The organism is Desulfobulbus oralis, assembly GCF_002952055.1.
Lineage (GTDB): Bacteria > Desulfobacterota > Desulfobulbia > Desulfobulbales > Desulfobulbaceae > Desulfobulbus > Desulfobulbus oralis.
The window spans coordinates 1,916,752-1,933,466 of sequence record NZ_CP021255.1 but is presented as its reverse complement, the minus strand read 5'-3'; the positions used below and the strand labels follow the sequence as shown (position 1 = coordinate 1,933,466).

The window sequence follows — 16,715 nt, the reverse complement described above, 5'->3', positions numbered from 1 at the left end:
CGCCCCGAGTCCTGCAGATGATTGTTGCAGCTCAGAGGGGCTGCCGTACGACGCGGCAAACGATCTGTTTTGTCGCCCATCTCCTTTTCCAGCGCTGAGTTGCCGGCCGGGACAGGCTGCAGTTTTCCGGCAACTCGGCCCATGGCTGCCAATACTTCGATGCGGGTGCGTTCTGGCAGGGCCGGATGGCTGTCAGCCCGCTGAAAAAGCCGCCACTTGTCCCCGTGCTTGCCTGCCATCTGCCCATCTCCTGTAGGATGGGCAGATGACCCATGTGATATGCAATTGGCATGAGCTGCCCTTTTACAGGGCGGTGGTGCGGGCAAACAGCTCGCCCGCCTGCCTGATTTTATCCGCATTGCCGATGCTGACCCGGAAAGCCCCGCCCTGCAAAGCCTCTGCAAAGAGGGTGGCATAGGCCCTGAGTCCGGCCAGATCAGTCCCCAGAATGCTGTCGATGCGCGCGCCCAGAAATTCCGCGGTCACGCCGGAAAGATAGCGGTTTCGGGCCGCAGCGCCCTGCCCTGCCGGACCCTGATGCGGGTTGACGCTCGCGTAGGCGCCGATAATCAACTGTTCCAACGCCGGCCGGGACAGTGTCAGGCCCTCGATGACTTTGGGCAACTCCGCGTAGACCCGATAGGTTTTGGCGACCTGCGGATCGCGGTAACTCACCAGGCCGCAGTTGCCGCTCACATGACTGAACTGCACGAAGCAGCCATAGGCCCCACCCTCCTGGCGCACCGTGTTCCACAGATAGTCCCGGGAGAGCCAGGTCTTCAGCACCTCGAACGAGCCCTCGTACCTGAGCGGATCCGGAAAGAGCCGGCATGCCTGAATGTTGAAGACGATCTCCGATGACACGCAGAAAGCCTCGGCAGCCGGAAACTGCGGAAATTCCGGCAGCACGGCGGGCGCCGCCTCCAGAGCCAGCGAAGCCAGCATCTCCGGCCCCTGTGCGACAAAGCGGGCGATATCGGCAGCCTGGGCGGTGATGCTGCAGATCAGACCGGGCCGCCGGAAGAGCGCTGCCTTGATGCGCGCCAGCGCGGCCAGAAATTCGCCTTCCAGAGTCGCGTAGTCTGCCGCCAGCCTCTTCAACTGCAGGTATGCGCTCATGCCCTGCACCGCGTCGCCATACCGGCCGGAGCGGCCCAGTTGGGCAAAGGCCCGCTGCGCGGCCAGACCATAGCCCTCGCTCTGGGCGTTCTGCTCGGCCCAGGCAAATTCCCGGTGCACGATCTCTTCTATGCGGCGGTGGTCGGAAAAATCCACCCCGGCAAGCACTTCCGCCAAAAGCCCCACGGCCCTAGGCAGGAAAGCGGCCAGGGCCTTCACGTGCAGCCACAGGATGGGGCGCACCTCGTTCGGCCGGCCGGCCTGGACATAGGCCTGAAAGGAGTGGTCAAAGCCGCCGGTATAGAGATTCCGCTCGGTTGCGAACTGGCGGTAGTCCTTGCTGCCGGTGCCCAGCTCGGTCACGATGACGCCAAAGAGATCCAGGTAGAGCAGGTCCTCGAAATGAAGCCCCCGGCAGTCAAAGCCCAGATCGAAATACACGACGCCGCTGCTGTCCAGCTCACTCACCAGAAGCGGTCGGCCCAGCAGTTCCGCTTCCCGCACCACGTGCAGTGCGGGCCGCCGTTCCAAATCGGCAAGCGTGAGCCTGGGCAGATGGGCCAGTTCCGCGGCTGTCGGCACGGTGGCCTGCAGCCGCGCCAGCGCCCTGGTCTCCTGCACCAGAGCCTGCCGGCCCCTCTGATCAAGGGAAGCGCCGATCCTGTCCAGTCGCGCCTGCTCGGCCCTGCCGGCAGCGGCCATGCCCTCCGGGTCCGGGGCGAGCACCAGATGCATGGTGGCCGGATTGTCCAGAAGACGCGTACGCAGCAGTTCTTCCAGAAAACGGCCCGAAAGCGCCTTTTCCCGCACGGCCGCCAGAAGCGTATTCACCCCCAGCACGTCGAAAGGCGAGAGCCCCTGTTTCATGGCCTCCTGAGCCCGCAAAATGAGATGCAGCCCGCGCTGCGGCTTGTTCATCTCCTCCCGGATCCGGAACTCGAAGGAGTTGAGTTCGGAGAGCACCAGATCGTGCCCCAGGCCCCTGTCCGCAATGCCCGCCAGCGCCTCGTGATAGCGGGCGAAAAAGGCCTCCGCCCTGTCCGCGTCCGAGCCGATCAGATAGGCCAGCATCAGGGTGGACTGGCCCGCGTCGGCCATGTACAGGCCGCCGAAATCCTTGCCCAGCCCGCTGCCCACAATCGCGTTCTTGAGTGGCGAGGCATCCGAATTGAAGAGAATGTTGGCCAGAATCTCGAAGGCCAGATTCTCCTCCCGCTCGCCGGCCCGACCCACGACCGAGGCTGTGGCGAGAAAGGTTTTGCCCTTCGTGTCGTCCGTGCCCAGCGGATAGGTGTCGCGCATGACAAGAGGCGCTTTCGGCGGCTCGCCCTCGAGGCACAGGGCCCTTTGACCCGCCCGGTCATAGGCTGCCAGATAGTGCTCCTGCACACAGGCCAGCTCGCGCTCCAGGGCGGCGTTGCCGTAAAAAAAGAGCGTGCAGTTGGAGGGGTGATAGTGTGCCGCGTGGAAGCGGCAAAAGGCCTCGTAGCTCAGGTCCGGAATGCGGGCCGGATCGCCGCCGGACTCGTGGGCATAGGTGGAGCCGGGCAAAAGGCCCTTGAACACGTCGTGCACCAGCGCCCGGAGCGGATCGGCAAAAGCGCCCTTCATTTCATTGAAGACCACGCCGCGAAACTGGAGCGCCCCGGCCTCATCCTCCAGATGCAGGTGCCAGCCCTCCTGGGCAAAGGTGCTGCGCGCCAGCAGCGGATGCAGCACCACGTCGCAGTACACGTCCATGATGCTGAAATACTCGTGCAGGTTGCGGGTGGCAAAGGGGTAGTAGGTGCTGTCCGCGCCGGTCATGGCATTCAGAAAGGTCAGCAGGCCGCCCTTGTGGATTTCGCCGAACACATCGCGCACCGGATATTTTTTCGAGCCCATGAGCACCGAATGCTCGATAATGTGGGCCACGCCGGTGGAATCCTGCGGCACGGTACGGAAGGAAATACAGAAGGTCTTGTTCGGGTCCTCGTTTTTGATGGCCAGGGCCCTGCAGCCCAGAACCTCGTGGGTCAAAAGAAAAACTTCGGAATCAATTTCATCCAGCCGCTCCCGGCGTTCCAGCCGGAAGCCGCTGCAAAGAGCGCCTTCGCGCCAATCAACATCACTCATGGCATCAGAAAAGTTTATGGGAATCCAACAGGATGGTGACCGGGCCATCATTGACCAGACTCACCTGCATCGTGCTTTGAAACTGGCCGCATTCGGTGGGCACACGGCTGCGGGCCAGCACAAGAAAATGTTCGTAAAGCGCCCTTGCCTGCTCCGGCGGCGCGGCCTCATGCCAGGAGGGTCTGCGGCCCCTGCGGCAATCGCTCAGCACCGTGAACTGCGACACCACCAAAAGAGCACCGGCCGTATCCAGCAAGGAACGGTTCATCAGACCGGCAGGATCCTCAAAAATACGCAAGTTGAGGATTTTGTCCAGCAGCCAGGCCGCATCCGCTGCGCTGTCGCTCTGCTGCACGCCCAAAAACACCAGCAGTCCGGACCCAATGGCCCCGGTCTCCCGGCCCGCGACACGGACAGCCGCATGGCTCACCCTCTGCACCACCGCCCGCATTACGGCCACCGCCCATCGGCAAAGTTGCCCAGTCCGCCGGAGAGCCAGCGCAGCACGCTCAGGCCAGAGATGGCCGCGGTTTCGGCCCGCAGCACCAAAGCCCCCAGGGAAAAAGCCCGAAAACCCTGGCTCTGCAGATGGGCCACTTCGTCCTGGTGCAGGCCGCCTTCCGGCCCGACAAGCAGACAGAGCGGCCCGGCGGCCGGTTCCAAAGGCGCAAAGGGCAGACCCGCCTCGTGCTCGCCTTCCCAGGCCACGAGCCGCGTTTTGGCCCAGGAAAAATCGGCTCCGGCCAAAGGCGCCGGCGCCCCGATCTGCATGGGCAGGGCCCGCCTGCACTGCTTGCAGGATTCTATCACGATGCGCTGCCAGCGTGCGAATGCCGCCGCCCCGCCCTCCCGTTTTTCGCAGAACTGCGTCACCAGCGGCAGCAGCCGCTGCACCCCCAGTTCGTTGGCCTTCTGCACCACCAGATCCATTTTCCTGCCCTTCAGAAGCGCCTGCGCCAGCACGAGGTCTGGACAGGAATCCGCGCGCCCGGCATGTGCGGCCACAGGCACCGCCCGCACCTGCTGCGGGGTCACGCTCTGCAGGCGGGCCTGCACAACCTGACCCAGGCCATCGAAAAACTCAACCGTATCGCCGGCTTTCAGCCGCAGCACCAGGGCCAGATGCCGGGCCTCCGGGCCAGTCAGCACCAGGGGACTCTGGTCGGAAGGGCCCGCATCGGGCGCGGCAAGGGCAGGAAAATAAAAACGCCGCATACAGCTCCTTTGGCCGCTTCAGGCCAGCCGGAATATGTTGACGAAAACGAAAGGACAGGATAAACAGCGGCCCAGCTTGCCATGCAGGCAAGCGTCCGTCAAGAGACAGTCGTCGGGGCGTAGCGCAGCCTGGTTAGCGCGCCTGCCTTGGGAGCAGGAGGTCGGAGGTTCGAATCCTCTCGCCCCGACCAGGACCTTGGGAACTGCATTCGAGATGTTCCCCTTCTTCAAAGCAGCGAAAACGGGCGGTATGCAAAAAAGTGGCCTTCGGGCAAGCCCGGGCCTTGGCAGGCCCCTCACACCGATACTTCAAGACCTCTTTCCAGGCCGGCAACCCGCCTTCCCGCCCAGCCCCGGCAAGCTGCCGTTCCGCCGACAGTATCACGCTGAATCCTGTATCAAGTTCTGAAACGTCCTGCCCCGGGGGGCACCGCATGCTGCATCATGCCGCGAAATAACCGGGCAGCGCTGACAGCGCCTGGGATCGATCGAGGCGGCGGCCCGCCATGTTGCACCGCGCAACAGGATATTCCGGCAGCATGAACATTCCGAACCAGCTTCAGGCCAGCCGCGTGGAAGAACTGCTGATCGGCATCATGGTCAAGGCCGCCCAGACTGGCGGCTGCCTCCCCGAATCGCGGCGGCAGGGCATCCTCGCCCTTTTTCAGCGCCACATGCGCTGCGAGGCGAAACAACTGGCCGCGGTGCAGTCCCTCATCCGCGAGGCCGAACTCTTCGCGCTGGCCGCCGAATTCCGCAGCCGGCTGGAGCAGCCGCCATGCACTCGCCTGGCCTACAGCTCCTGCCTGCTGCTCACCAAAACGGTCTATCGCCTCATCCACAGCGGCGGCCAGCCCGGGCCTGCCGAAGTGGCCCGGGCCCGGAGGCTTGCCGGCCAGCTCGGCATCCTTCCCGCCGATCTGGGCGGCATCGAGGCCCAATGGGGCCTTGCCGCCCAAAGCACTCCGGCCAGCAACAGACCTGCGGCTGGGGCCGGGCAGGACCGCTTTGCCTGGCTCTATGTCAATATCATGGTGCAGATCGGGCTGTTGGACGGCCATTTCACCAGAACAAAACTGCGGACCATTCTGGAATTTTTTCTGGCCAACATGCTCTGCAGCAAGGAGCGGATACAGCAGCTCCGCCAGATGGCCAAGGATGCCTGGGAGCGCAGCGGGCAGCCGGAAAGGAGCCTGAACGTGCTGGCCAGGGCATTCCACCAGGATTTTAACTATGCGACCCGCCACATGCTGCTGGAGCGCGTGTTCCAGCTCATCAGCCTGGGCGGACGCCCGCTGGCCAGGGAACTGCAGGCCTCGCGCGATCTTGCCGGCCAGCTCCGCATCTTTTCGGAAGATCTGAAGCGCCTGGAGGAAAAGTACCGACAGCTTGCCGATGCGCAGCGGCAACAAGCGGCCCAGGCCCGGCAGGAGGCGCAAACACGGGAAGAAAAGGCCCGCAATCAGGCCAGGGGCCCGCACCGCGCAGGCGCCGGGGAACAGCGCGAAGCCTGGGGCAGTACCCGGCGGAAAAATGCCGCGCCGCCCCAGGTCCCGCTCGAAGAGGCGGCCTGCTGCGACCTCCTCCGGGTCAGGCCCGGAGCCAATCTCGCCGTGATCAGGCGGGCCTGGCACGAGCGGGTCATGGAGTATCATCCGGACCGTCTGGCCTATCTGGGGCCGGAGTTTGTCGCCCTGGCTGAGCAGAAGACAAAGGCCATCAATGCGGCCTACGCCTATTTTACTGAAAAATATAATGAATTCGGGGAGGAACCATTCTGATCCTTCCGGCCTGTCCGCCTGTCCCCTGCCTCCGGGCAAGAGGCCCGGCAGCCGCCTTTGTTCCATCGGCCCGCACACGCGGGCTCAAAAAAACCTGCCGGGAAACAAAACGTTGCCCTTTTCCCGCCCGGAACGCTATGTGTTCCGGTAGGCGCCGCCGCGAAACCCGGCACAGACAGGCGGCCCGGGCGCATACATCACACCGGCCATACCAGGGCCTGGGCCTGCGCCCATCACCCAGTTCTCCGAAACAGGGCAGCCCCGGAAAGCAAAGCACGTCATGAAACATATTCTCTGCATGCTCAGCGGCATTGTCGGTCTTGCCCTCTTTTTTCTGTTCCTCCAACTGGAGCGCACATCGCCCGCGCTGGCCTATGTGCTGATGGGACTGTGCCCGACAGCGGTTTTTCTTCTGTGTCCATACCCGGGGGAGTACAGCGCCAGGCTGGGCACAGGGGGCAGACTGGCCCTTTCGGTTCTGGCCTGCGGCGTGGGCAGCGCTCTGCGCAGCATATCGGATGTCAGCATAGAGCACGGAATCATAGCCCATCCTTTTCATCTGCCGATCGCGCTCCTCCTGCTGCTGGCCCTTGCCTCAGCAGGTCTGGCTGCCTATTTCGTGGCCACGCGCCTTGCGCTGCCGGCCTTTGAACGATCGATGCAGGAGGATCCGGCAGACAGGCAGCGGGCAGGATCTGCCGCATATGGGCAGGAACAGGCTTCGGCAGCCCGCCCCCGGCGGCACGAATGCCCGGAAAATCCGGCGCGTTTTCAGGAATTGCTGATCCGCATTCTCGTGCAGGCAGCCATGGTGGACGGCCATTTCACCAGAGCCGAATTTTCGGTCATTCTGCAATTTTTCCGGCACAAGCTGGGCTATGACGAGAACCGGATGGTCCGCGTGAAGCAGCTCGCCAAGCAGGCCATGGATTACCCGGCCGATCTGGAAAAATTGGTGGAGGAATTCGGCGAGGGCTTTTCCTACACCGCATACCTGATTCTTTTGGAACTGGTCTATGCGCTGGTCTATACGAAAACGCCGCCCTTGAAGGGCGAGCTGGAGCAGGCCCATGCCATTGCCGCAAGGCTGGGCGTTTTTGCCGCCGACCTGCGCAACATCCGGGCCAAATACCGGGGGCAGAGGCCTCCGCCCGACGACAGAGAGGAGCCAAGGCAAAAAAGCGGGAGCCAGCAGAGGAGCCAAAGCAGTCAGCCCGGGTCGGACTGGCAGGGGCAGGACAGCCAAAAGCCGGAACTGCCGCCCGCAGAAGCGGAGGCTCTGGAGATTCTGGGCCTGGAACCAGGAGCCAGTGCGGCGTCGATAAAAAAGGCCTACCGCCGCCTGGTACTGCAGTACCACCCGGACAAGGTCGCCCACCTGGGCGCGGAGTTCCGGCATATTGCCGAAGAAAAGACAAAGGAAATCAACGTGGCCTATGCCCTGCTGCGCAAAGTCCGCGGTGCATAGCGAAGCTGGCCCAAGCGGCTTGCCTGTCTGCCGGGCAGATAGCGCCCGGGTATCTTTCCGCCTCAGATCCTCACTCGTCCGGCTTCCTGTCGGCAAAGAGGGCCAGCTGCCTGAGCCTGGCCCGTTTCTTTCGGGCCGCCGGCCGGATGAGCGGGGCCGGACTGAGCAGCTCCGGGCTGAACTCGAAGAGAAAGGGCGAGGGCCCAGGCTCCGGACCAGTCTGGCCAAAGCCGTGACGGAGCGCGCACCAGGTGCAGTAGAGTGTCCGCCTGGCGCGGGTCATGCCCACATAGAAGAGGCGGCGCTCCTCCTCGAGATGCGCCTGCAGACCTGCCTCGTCCAGCGTCTCCCGCGGCGCGCCCGGCAGTATGCCCTGCTCGCAAGCGCAGAGAAAGACCACGTCAAACTCCAGCCCCTTGGCCGCATGCAGGGTGGAAAGCGTCACGGCCTGGGCCTTTGGATCGTAGAGCACGGAATCCCGGTAGCGCTCCAGGTTCGCCGCAAAGGCGGGCAAATCCGGAAAGCTGACCGCGTTTTCCCGCAGGCGCAGAACCCGGGCATCCTCCGGGGCAAAAGCCTTGCCGTAATGCGCGGCCAAAAACCCGATCAGCGTATCCACCAGCTCGGGAAGCGGCCGATCGCCTTCGGCCAGTGCCGCCACCTCCTGTGCCAGATGCAGAAAGCCGGCCGGTGCCGTCCTCATGCCTGCAAGCGCATCAAGCAAACCCGGCAGGCCTGCCTCCCGGGAGCCTCGCAGCAGCGCCTGCGCCTGCCCCAGCCGCACGGCCCCCAGGCCCGCCTCCTGCCCCAGCAGAAAGAGCATCTGGTCCACCCCATCTCCGGAGGCTGCCAGCATCAGCCAGCTCGAGAGCAGCCGGCACGCGCCCTGCATGTACCAGGCGCTGAGTTCCACCTGCCGAAAAGGAATGCCCCGCTCGGCAAAGACCTTTTCCACCGCCGAAGCCAGCCGCAGGTTGCGGTACAGCACGGCAATATCGCCAAGGGAGACTCCCGCTGCCGCCTCGCCCTCCATGCGCTCCACCCCCCGGTGGGACAGCCCGCCGGTCTGGGCCTCGATCTGGTCGGCAATGAAGCGGGCCTCGTCCAGGGCGCCCTGGCAGGACTGCAGATGGATCTTCGCCTCGTTTTCCGCCAGAGACTCCGGCGCGGCAAGGGAGAGTTCATGCGGATTGTGGCGAATCACGGCCGCGGCGGCCTGGACGATCGCGGCGCCGCTGCGGTAATTCTGGCTCAGCACATGGCGTTCCGCCGCAAAATCCTCCATGAGCCGGTAAAACCAGCGTGGGCTGGCCCCGCGAAAGCCGTAAATGGACTGATCCGGATCGCCGATGCAGAAGACCGGGTTGGTCTTCGCCACTTCGGCCACCAGCGCGTACTGCACTGCGTTCACGTCCTGAAACTCATCGACAAAGAGCATGCCGGTCAGTTTACGGAGCCTGTCCGCGAAGCGGCCGCCCTTGCGGAAAAGCGCCAGCGCCTGCCGGCAGACATCGTCCAGATCGACGAGCCTATGGGCCGCGAGCGCCTCCAGATAACGCTGCACTTCAGGGGGCGCCGACGCTTCGTCCGCCAAAAGGAAACGACCGATACGCTCGTCCGCCTGTGCCCGCTCCCGGCCGTTCATTTCGGGGAACAGGCCGGCCAGCATGCCGCCCCGCTCCTCGGGCCCGGCCACGGCCAGCCCGGGCCGTTCCAGGCGCAGCAGCCCAAGGCAGTAGCCGTGAAAGGTGCTGATGCGGCAGGTATCCCGGCGCTCCGGCTGCAGGCGGCATTTCAGTTCGTCCGCCGCCTTGTTGGTAAAGGTGATGACCGTGCAAACGGTATGACCATCCTCCAGCAGCCGGGCCACCCGGCTCGCGAGCGTATGGGTCTTGCCCGTGCCCGGCCCAGCCTGCACCAGAATCACCGGCGCGCTGCTCATCACTGCGGCCTGCTGGGCTTCGTTCAGCCTGCGTGGCTGGGGCCCGGCATCGGCCGGAGCCAGCGCGCCCGCTGCCGGCGCAGATAACAGCAAAGAGCGCTTTTTCCGTATCTTGCGCGGCGCCGATTCCGCCGGAAAGAGGCTCTGCTGACCGCCCAGCCGCTCGCGCTCGCCCTCCGCAAAAACGCGCATCCGGCCGAATTCGCCGTCATAGCCGGGCTGACGCTCCACTGCATCCCTCCGTACCCGGGACACCGCCTCGGCCAGCAGGCCAAAGTCTTTCATGTCCCCCAGAGGCGTGTCCAGAAGCAGACGGAACTCGGAGCCAAAGGTATTGACCAGGCGGACCCAGGCCGAGCAGACCCTGGCGCTGGCCGGGCCCAGCCCCAGCAACTCGGCCACGAGTTCCGGCAAAGGCACCAGCCGTCGCACTGCCGGGCTGCCCTCCGGGTACCGGGGGACGCTGCGATCGGCCAGCTCCAATACCCGGTGCAGCACGCCCACGGTCAGGGCTCTGCCGCAGACCGGACAGAGCCCGCCCAGCTCTTTGGTTTTCTGCGGCTCCAGGCACACGCCGCATTTCCTGTGACCATCGGCGTGGTACTTGCCCTCTTCCGGAAAAAATTCCACTGTGGCAACCATCCGCTGCCGGCCCTCTGCGTCGCGGGGCGTCCTGATGGCCTCGCGCAGGGCGAAATAGTCCAGATCAATGTCGAAGATATTGGCCTCCCGGCCCAGCCGGGCCGGCGAATGGCAGTCGGAATTGGAAACCAGGGTGTAGGGGTCCAGCGCGGAAAGCAGCCGGTTCATGTCCGGGTCGGAGGACAGGCCGGTTTCCAGGGCAAAGATGTGCGGGGTCAGGTCGGCAAAGCAGTCTTCAATGCGGTCAAAACCGGACCGGGAGCCGAAGAGGGAAAACCAGGGTGTCCAGATATGGGCAGGGATTAGAAAGGCGTCCGCACTCTGCTCCAGCACGATTTCCAGCAGGTCGTGGGAATCCAGACCCAGGATGGGCCGGCCGTCGGAGCTGATGTTGCCCAGATCGCCCAGCTTGGCATTGATGCGGCGCACGGCCTGCATGTCCGGCGCGTAAATCAGGTTGTGCACCTTGCGCACCCGCCCTGCCCGCTTGTAGATGCAACTGATCTCGGTGCCCAGCATGAAGCGGATTTCCTCCGGGTGGCGCTCGGGGCAGAGCCCCTCGGGCAACAGCGCGGCATAATCGTAGAGCGGGTCGGGCTTCAGACGGAACAGGCCGGGTTCGGCGGGCATCAGCTCTTCGTAGAGATGGGCGAACCAGCCGGGGTGGGTGAAATCGCCTGTCGCCACCAGGTCAATGCCCTTGACCGCGGCCCAGGCCGCCAGGCCGCGCAGGTGGCTGCTTTTGCTGGTGGCGCGGGAAAAGAGGGAATGAATGTGGAGATCGGCGATACAGCGCATGTCAGCTCGAATAGAGGTGGCGCCTGCGGATATGGGCCAGCACCGCAGGCGGCAGGCCGTCCGGTTCTGCTCCTGCCGCCAGGGCGGCCCGGATGGCGGTGGAGGAATGGGGCATGTGAAAATCCGGCACGAGGTGCAGCGCCCTGCCCGCCGTGTTGATCCAGAGGTTTTCCCGAAGCGGCCGACAGGCGGGCCGGAGGCGGGCAACAAGGCCCTGGATTTCCCCAGGCAGTGCGGCGCCCCGATTGACGGCAATCATGTCCACCAGGGCCATCAGCTCTTCGGCCCGGTGCCACTCCGGCAGCGCGGCCAGAGAATCCAGGCCTATGACCAGATAACAATGCGCGTCGGCGTGGCGGCGCATGATCGCCTCCACGGTGTGAATCGTGTAGGAAGGCCGGGGCAGATCTGCTTCGATCCGGGAGCAGCGGATGCGGGCGCAGTCCGGCTCGCTGGCGAGCGCGAGCTCCAGCATGGCCGCGCGCTCGGCAAAGGGGGCAAAGGCGCCGCACTTGTGGGGCGGCTCGGGGGCCAGCACAATCAGCACTTCGCCCAGGCGAAAACGGTCGCGCACCAGACGGGCCAGAGCCAGGTGCGTCTGGTGCACCGGGTCGAAGGTGCCGCCGTAGATACCGATGCCCGCCACTTCAGGGCCGCATCAGGCGCGGATTTCGCCGTTGCCCAAAACCACGAACTTCCGGGTGGTGAGTTCGTTCAGGCCCATGGGACCGTAGGCGTGCAGCTTCGAGGTGGAAATGCCGATCTCCAGGCCCAGGCCGAACTGGCCGCCGTCATTGAAGCGCGTGGAGGCATTGACCATGACCGCCGAGGCATCGACCTCCCGCAGGAAACGCCTGGCATTCGCATAAGACCCGGTCAGGATGCTTTCCGTGTGCCTGGAGCCGTAACGCTCGATCCAGGCCAGGGCCTCGTCCATATCCTGCACCACGCGCACGGTCATGGCGAGGTCGAGAAATTCCCGGCCCCAGTCCGTCTCCGCCGCGGCCTCGATATGCGGGGACAGCGTCTGGCTCCGCTCGCAGCCCAGGAGCCGCACCTGCTCCCGATGCAGGGCCTCCGCCGCTCCGGGCAAAAATTCCTGGGCAATATTCCGGTGCACCAGCAGGCCTTCCAGGGCGTTGCAGGCGCTGGGCCGCTGCACCTTGGCGCTCACCACGACCCGCAGTGCGGCGTCGATGTCCGCGCTTTCGTCCACAAAGGCGTGACACACCCCCCTGTAGTGTTTCAGCACCGGAATGCGGGACTTGGCCGTGACCGCCCGGAGCAGGCCCTCGCCGCCCCGCGGGATGACCAGATCAATGCAGTCCTCCTGCTCCAGAAGCGCATCGATGGCACTGCGCTCCGTCGTGGGCACGACCTGCACCAGATCCGGATCGAGCTGGTGCCGGGAAAGCGCCTCGTGAGACACCGCGGCCAGAGCCAGATTGGAGCGCAGGGCCTCGGAACCGCCGCGCAGAATCACCGCGTTGCCGGATTTCAGACAAAGGGCCGCGGAGTCGATGGTGACATTGGGCCTGGATTCGTAAATCATCAGGATCACGCCCAGGGGAACGCGCATCCGGCCCACCAGAATGCCGGAGGGCCGCCGCTGCATATCGCCGATCTCCCCAAGCGGATCGGCCATATCCGCCACCTCGTGCAGGCCCTGCACCATCTCGGCCATGACCCTGTCGCTCAGCTCCAGCCGGGCCAGCATGGCCTGGCTCAGGCCCTTCCGGGCCCCGGCCTCCAGGTCGAGCGCATTTTCCTGCTGAATCTGCGCCTGCTTTTCCCGCAAAAGCGCGGCCAGCTCCCGAAGAACGGCGTTTTTCGTCCCGCTCTCCAGGGCGCGCAAAACCGTGGCCGCGGACTTCGCCTGCCGCGCCATGGCCCTCATCCGGCCTGCAATCTCTGTCATGGCCCTTTCCTGTTGCTGTTAATCGTCCGCACTGCTGCCGCCAAAGAGCACCAGATTGTCGCGGTGAATGACCTCGTCGTGATCCTTGTGCCCCAGAATGGCAGCGATTTCCGCACTCTTTCTACCCCGGATACTCAGAATGTCCGCTGCCGAATAGTTGGCCAGACCGGCCGCGATGAGCGCCCCTTCCCTGTCCACACAGTGCACCGGCGCGCCCGGCCCGAAGTGACCCCGCACTGCCACAATGCCCGACGGCAGAAGGCTCCTGCCCTTTTCCACCAGGGCCCGCACCGCGCCCGCATCCACCACCAGCTCGCCCTGGGGCTTCAGCACGTAGGCGATCCAGTGTTTGCGGCTGTTGATGGCCCGGCTGTTGTCCGGCAGAAAAAAGGTGCCCACCGGCTCGCCGGAAAAGAGGGCCTGCAGAATATCCGCCCGCCTGCCCGGCCCGATGAAGGAGGAACCCCCGCAGGCCGCCACCATCTTGGCCGCCCGGATCTTGGCCGCCATGCCGCCGGTGCCCACGCTGCTGGTCGTCTGGCCTGCCATGGCCTCGATTCTGTGGTCGATGCGCGTCACGGTGTACACGGGCCGCGCCTCCGGATCTGTCGCGGGATTGCCTGTGTAGAGCCCGCTCACGTCGCTCAGAATGATGAGCATGTCCGCACCGATCATGTTGGTGATGAGCGCGGCCAGGGTGTCGTTGTCGGAAAAGCGCAGCTCCTCTACGGAAACCGTGTCGTTTTCGTTCAGAATCGGGATGACCCCGAACTCGAAGAGGGTGAAGATGGTGTTGCGCGCGTTGAGGTAGCGCTCGCGGCTGGAAAGATCGGCATGGGTGAGCAGGATCTGGGCAACCGGCTGCCCGTGCGCCGAAAAGGCCTGTTCGTAGGCCTGCATCAAGAGCCCCTGACCGGTGGCGGCGAAGGCCTGCTTCATCTTGAGCGGCTCATGCGGCATTCTGACCTGGTGCAAATGCCGGCGGCCCGTGGCGATGGCGCCGGAAGAGACCAGAATGATCTCCCGCCCGGTCGCCTTCAGGAGGCTGAGCTGCTGCGCCAGTTGGGCAATGATGGTTCTGTTGATGCCCTCATCGTTGGTCACCACCGCGCTGCCCACTTTGACCACCACCCGGCGGGCCTGATCGTAGAGGGTCTGACGCTCAAAAAGCCCGTCTTCCAGAGAGAGCTGGTCCATCACGGCCTTTCCTCCGTCCTGCAGGCAAGCATACGGCCAAGGCAATCACGGAGCGCCTGCAGGCCCGCGCCTTCCCGGGCGGAAATGGGGAAAACCGGGGCCTCCGGGCCAAGCAGAGCGGCAAAGCGCTCCGCCAGTTCGGCCTGGCGCCCGGGCGCGACCAGATCCAGCTTGTTCAGCGCCAGCAGCCTGGGCCGCTCCGCCAGTTCGGCGCTGTAGGCGGCCAGTTCGGCCAGGACGACCCGGTAATCTTCAAAGGGCCGCTCGCCTTCGGTGCTGGCGTCAACGAGCTGCACCAGCATGCTCGTGCGTTCGATGTGGCGCAGGAACTGGTGCCCCAGGCCAACGCCCTCGTGCGCGCCCTCGATCAGCCCGGGGATATCGGCCAGGATGCAGGGGCGGATGTCCGGATCCTCCGGGAAGGTCAGAACGCCCAACTGCGGTTCCAGGGTGGTAAAGGGATAGTCGGCGATTTTGGGCCTTGCGGCGGAGAGACGGGAGAGCAAGGTGGACTTGCCGGCATTGGGCAGACCGATCAGACCCACGTCGGCCAGCATCTTCAGCTCGATGCTCAGCCAGCGGGCCTCGCCGTCCTGGCCCGGAGTGGCCCGTCTGGGTGCCCGGTCGGTGGCGGTGGCAAAGTGCCGGTTGCCCAGACCGCCGGCACCGCCTCTGGCCGCCAGAAAGCGCTGGCCGGGCTGTGTCAGGTCGACGAGTTCTTCGCCGGTATCCGCGTCCCGCACCACCGAACCCAGGGGCACCGGCACCAGACAGTCCCTGCCGCCGCGGCCGTTCCTGTCGCTGCCCTGCCCGCTCTGGCCGTTTTCTGCCTTGAAATGGATGCGGCTGCGGAACTCGATCAGGGATTGCAGGCCGGGATCGGCCACCAGCCAGACATCGCCGCCCCTGCCGCCATCGCCGCCGTTGGGGCCGCCTTTGGGCACAAACTTCTCGCGGCGGAAACTGATGCAGCCATTGCCGCCCCGCCCCGCGCCCGCATAAAATTTGGCCTCATCCGCAAAGCCCATGCCTGCCCCGGGAGCTTTTTAATAGAATACAAAAAACCGGCACCACCTGTTGTCGGTGCCGGTAGAGCAATCTCATTGCCGAACCAATTGCCGCCAGCCGGCTTCCGGCCGGGGCAAGGTCGCCGTGCTACTCTGCGACAGGATACACAGCCGCCCGCTTGCGCCCCTGACCAAAAGTTTCATACTGCACCACACCATCGATTTTGGCAAAAAGCGTGTAATCCCGACCGCAGCCCACATTGGCGCCAGGATGAATACGGGTGCCCAGTTGCCGTACCAGGATGGTACCGGCGCTTACTGTCTGCCCGCCAAAGCGCTTGACGCCGCGTCGCTGGCCCGCGCTGTCGCGGCCATTCCTCGAACTGCCACCTGCCTTCTTGTGTGCCATTTTCTTCCCTCCCTGTCAACCGCCGACTATGCGGTGATGGTGTCGATATTGAGCGCAGTATAGAATTGCCGGTGGCCGCGCTTCACCTGATAGCCCTTACGGCGCTTTTTCTTGAAGACAATGATTTTTTTCTGCCGGCCCTGCTCCACAATGGTGGCGCTCACCTTCGCGCCTTCGACCAGAGGACGGCCGACAGAAACATTGTCGCCGTTGACCACCAGAAGGACATCCTGAAGTTCAACCGTGGAGCCGACCTCGCCTTCCAGTTTTTCCACCTTGAGCCGGTCGCCGGCTGCCACCTGATATTGTTTGCCGCCGGTGCGGATAATCGCATACATGGGCACCTCCTCGTGCATAAGCGTTCTGCGAGAAAACATGCGAAGGGTAAATAGACCTTATTGACAGGGTCTCTGTCAAGGGATAATTACTGCAAACTCTGCAGGAAAGCAGTACACGACCCTTCCGATTCGTGAATCCGGGGCCTTTTGGCGGAACTGCAGCTTTTTCTTGTGCATGTCACTAGGAATGAATATCATACGCGTTGTCGGCAGCTATGGCGCCGCCGTTTACGGCATCCTGCCCCAGAGGGCAGGGTATTGTTCACCCACCTTAAACAAAGGAGATAGCCCATGCAGAAAATGGAATGCCCCTGCGGTTACGTGTATGACCCTGCCGAAGGCGATCCCGAACACAACATCCCGCCGGGAACCCCCTTTTCCGATCTGCCGGAGGACTGGGTCTGTCCGCGTTGCGGAGCCGAAAAGGAGTACTTCTATCCGGCCGACTGACCTCTTGTAAAACCAGTGCCTTTCGCTGTCGCTCAAGGCGGCGAAAGGCAGTTTTTTTACTTCTCCCTGCACAACGTGAAATGAATGAGTAGTCGACACCCTTTGATTTCACAGAAGAAGCAAGAGGCCCATTGGATACGGTATAAAAATATTCGAGACGTTTTAATACATCTCTATGAATGGCATCAGCTTCTGCTTAATTGGGTCTGCTCAAATTTAAAGGGAGTTCAAGAAATTATTTATTTTAAAACCTTATACCTGGGAAACATATGGAGATATGAATGTGGATTTCTGAAAAAAACACCAGAAGATGCTT

Annotated in this window: 13 protein-coding genes, 1 tRNA gene and 1 pseudogene; 5 read left to right on the top strand and 10 right to left on the bottom strand. The window is 63.8% G+C overall.

All coding sequences use genetic code 11. From position 1 onward, the window contains the following. Positions 1–303: 303 nt before the first annotated feature. The 3 genes from CAY53_RS08565 to CAY53_RS08555 are packed head-to-tail and all read right to left on the bottom strand — an operon-like array spanning position 304 to position 4,449. Positions 304–3,234 carry an insulinase family protein gene (locus CAY53_RS08565; protein ID WP_104936755.1) on the bottom strand — a complete coding sequence of 977 codons (2,931 nt, stop codon included), beginning with the start codon at positions 3,232–3,234 and terminating at the stop codon, positions 304–306. A 4-nt stretch (positions 3,235–3,238) separates the two neighbouring features. Next, complete coding sequence (dtd, locus tag CAY53_RS08560; protein ID WP_104936754.1) at positions 3,239–3,685, bottom strand: D-aminoacyl-tRNA deacylase; 447 nt, start codon at positions 3,683–3,685, stop codon at positions 3,239–3,241. Then, a complete protein-coding gene (locus CAY53_RS08555; protein WP_104936753.1) occupies positions 3,685–4,449 on the bottom strand; it encodes an RsmE family RNA methyltransferase in 765 nt (254 codons plus the stop codon). Before CAY53_RS08555 ends, dtd begins: the two co-directional genes overlap by 1 nt. A 113-nt stretch (positions 4,450–4,562) precedes the next feature. Between CAY53_RS08555 and CAY53_RS08550 the strand changes: the two genes are divergently transcribed. The 3 genes from CAY53_RS08550 to CAY53_RS08540 all read left to right on the top strand — a co-directional run bounded on the left by CAY53_RS08550 (position 4,563) and on the right by CAY53_RS08540 (position 7,698). After that, positions 4,563–4,640: transfer RNA gene (locus CAY53_RS08550), tRNA-Pro, on the top strand. Between the two features lie 348 nt (positions 4,641–4,988). Next, positions 4,989–6,230: a J domain-containing protein gene (locus tag CAY53_RS08545; RefSeq protein WP_104936752.1), complete on the top strand. Its 1,242-nt coding sequence runs from the start codon at positions 4,989–4,991 to the stop codon at positions 6,228–6,230. Positions 6,231–6,510: 280 nt separating this feature from the next. Next, positions 6,511–7,698, top strand: a complete 1,188-nt coding sequence (locus CAY53_RS08540) for a J domain-containing protein (RefSeq protein ID WP_104936751.1) — start codon at positions 6,511–6,513, stop codon at positions 7,696–7,698. A gap of 70 nt (positions 7,699–7,768) precedes the next feature. On the opposite strand, the gene CAY53_RS08535 is transcribed toward CAY53_RS08540, so the two are convergent. The 7 genes from CAY53_RS08535 to rplU form a co-directional block, all read right to left on the bottom strand. Further along, a complete protein-coding gene (locus CAY53_RS08535) occupies positions 7,769–11,080 on the bottom strand; it encodes a UvrD-helicase domain-containing protein (RefSeq protein ID WP_104936750.1) in 3,312 nt (1,103 codons plus the stop codon). Position 11,081: 1 nt separating this feature from the next. Then, complete coding sequence (gene nadD / locus CAY53_RS08530) at positions 11,082–11,726, bottom strand: nicotinate (nicotinamide) nucleotide adenylyltransferase (protein ID WP_104936749.1); 645 nt, start codon at positions 11,724–11,726, stop codon at positions 11,082–11,084. A 12-nt stretch (positions 11,727–11,738) separates the two neighbouring features. Continuing rightward, positions 11,739–12,998 (bottom strand): glutamate-5-semialdehyde dehydrogenase, encoded by a 1,260-nt coding sequence (locus CAY53_RS08525; protein WP_104936748.1) that lies wholly within the window; start codon positions 12,996–12,998, stop codon positions 11,739–11,741. A gap of 18 nt (positions 12,999–13,016) precedes the next feature. Beyond that, on the bottom strand, positions 13,017–14,195 hold the full coding sequence (gene proB, locus CAY53_RS08520) for a glutamate 5-kinase (protein WP_104936747.1): 1,179 nt from the start codon (positions 14,193–14,195) through the stop codon (positions 13,017–13,019). After that, positions 14,195–15,223 (bottom strand): GTPase ObgE, encoded by a 1,029-nt coding sequence (obgE, locus tag CAY53_RS08515; protein ID WP_104936746.1) that lies wholly within the window; start codon positions 15,221–15,223, stop codon positions 14,195–14,197. The genes proB and obgE overlap by 1 nt, the downstream gene beginning before the upstream one ends. Before the next feature lie 127 nt (positions 15,224–15,350). Then, the gene (rpmA, locus tag CAY53_RS08510) at positions 15,351–15,611 is read right to left on the bottom strand and encodes a 50S ribosomal protein L27 (RefSeq protein ID WP_104936745.1); all 261 of its coding nucleotides are present in this window, start codon (positions 15,609–15,611) and stop codon (positions 15,351–15,353) included. 26 nt (positions 15,612–15,637) lie between these two features. Next, on the bottom strand, positions 15,638–15,949 hold the full coding sequence (rplU, locus tag CAY53_RS08505; RefSeq protein WP_104937507.1) for a 50S ribosomal protein L21: 312 nt from the start codon (positions 15,947–15,949) through the stop codon (positions 15,638–15,640). A 291-nt stretch (positions 15,950–16,240) separates the two neighbouring features. Between rplU and CAY53_RS08500 the strand changes: the two genes are divergently transcribed. Together CAY53_RS08500 and CAY53_RS13950 are read left to right on the top strand one after the other, a co-directional pair. Continuing rightward, positions 16,241–16,399, top strand: a complete 159-nt coding sequence (locus CAY53_RS08500) for a rubredoxin (RefSeq protein WP_104936744.1) — start codon at positions 16,241–16,243, stop codon at positions 16,397–16,399. 111 nt (positions 16,400–16,510) lie between these two features. Then, positions 16,511–16,691: pseudogene (locus CAY53_RS13950) on the top strand (ClbS/DfsB family four-helix bundle protein); the annotation flags it as partial. Between the last annotated feature and the right edge of the window lie 24 nt (positions 16,692–16,715).

Excerpts from the sequence above, each read along its gene's own strand:
- rpmA (WP_104936745.1), bottom strand. The coding sequence starts at position 15,611 with ATGGCACACAAGAAGGCAGGTGGCAGTTCGAGGAATGGCCGCGACAGC.
- rplU (WP_104937507.1), bottom strand. The coding sequence starts at position 15,949 with ATGTATGCGATTATCCGCACCGGCGGCAAACAATATCAGGTGGCAGCC.
- CAY53_RS08545 (WP_104936752.1), top strand. The coding sequence starts at position 4,989 with ATGAACATTCCGAACCAGCTTCAGGCCAGCCGCGTGGAAGAACTGCTG.
- proB (WP_104936747.1), bottom strand. The coding sequence starts at position 14,195 with ATGGACCAGCTCTCTCTGGAAGACGGGCTTTTTGAGCGTCAGACCCTC.
- CAY53_RS08525 (WP_104936748.1), bottom strand. The coding sequence starts at position 12,998 with ATGACAGAGATTGCAGGCCGGATGAGGGCCATGGCGCGGCAGGCGAAG.
- CAY53_RS08565 (WP_104936755.1), bottom strand. The coding sequence starts at position 3,234 with ATGAGTGATGTTGATTGGCGCGAAGGCGCTCTTTGCAGCGGCTTCCGG.
- CAY53_RS08540 (WP_104936751.1), top strand. The coding sequence starts at position 6,511 with ATGAAACATATTCTCTGCATGCTCAGCGGCATTGTCGGTCTTGCCCTC.
- dtd (WP_104936754.1), bottom strand. The coding sequence starts at position 3,685 with ATGCGGGCGGTGGTGCAGAGGGTGAGCCATGCGGCTGTCCGTGTCGCG.
- CAY53_RS08500 (WP_104936744.1), top strand. The coding sequence starts at position 16,241 with ATGCAGAAAATGGAATGCCCCTGCGGTTACGTGTATGACCCTGCCGAA.
- obgE (WP_104936746.1), bottom strand. The coding sequence starts at position 15,223 with ATGGGCTTTGCGGATGAGGCCAAATTTTATGCGGGCGCGGGGCGGGGC.
- CAY53_RS08535 (WP_104936750.1), bottom strand. The coding sequence starts at position 11,080 with ATGCGCTGTATCGCCGATCTCCACATTCATTCCCTCTTTTCCCGCGCC.
- CAY53_RS08555 (WP_104936753.1), bottom strand. The coding sequence starts at position 4,449 with ATGCGGCGTTTTTATTTTCCTGCCCTTGCCGCGCCCGATGCGGGCCCT.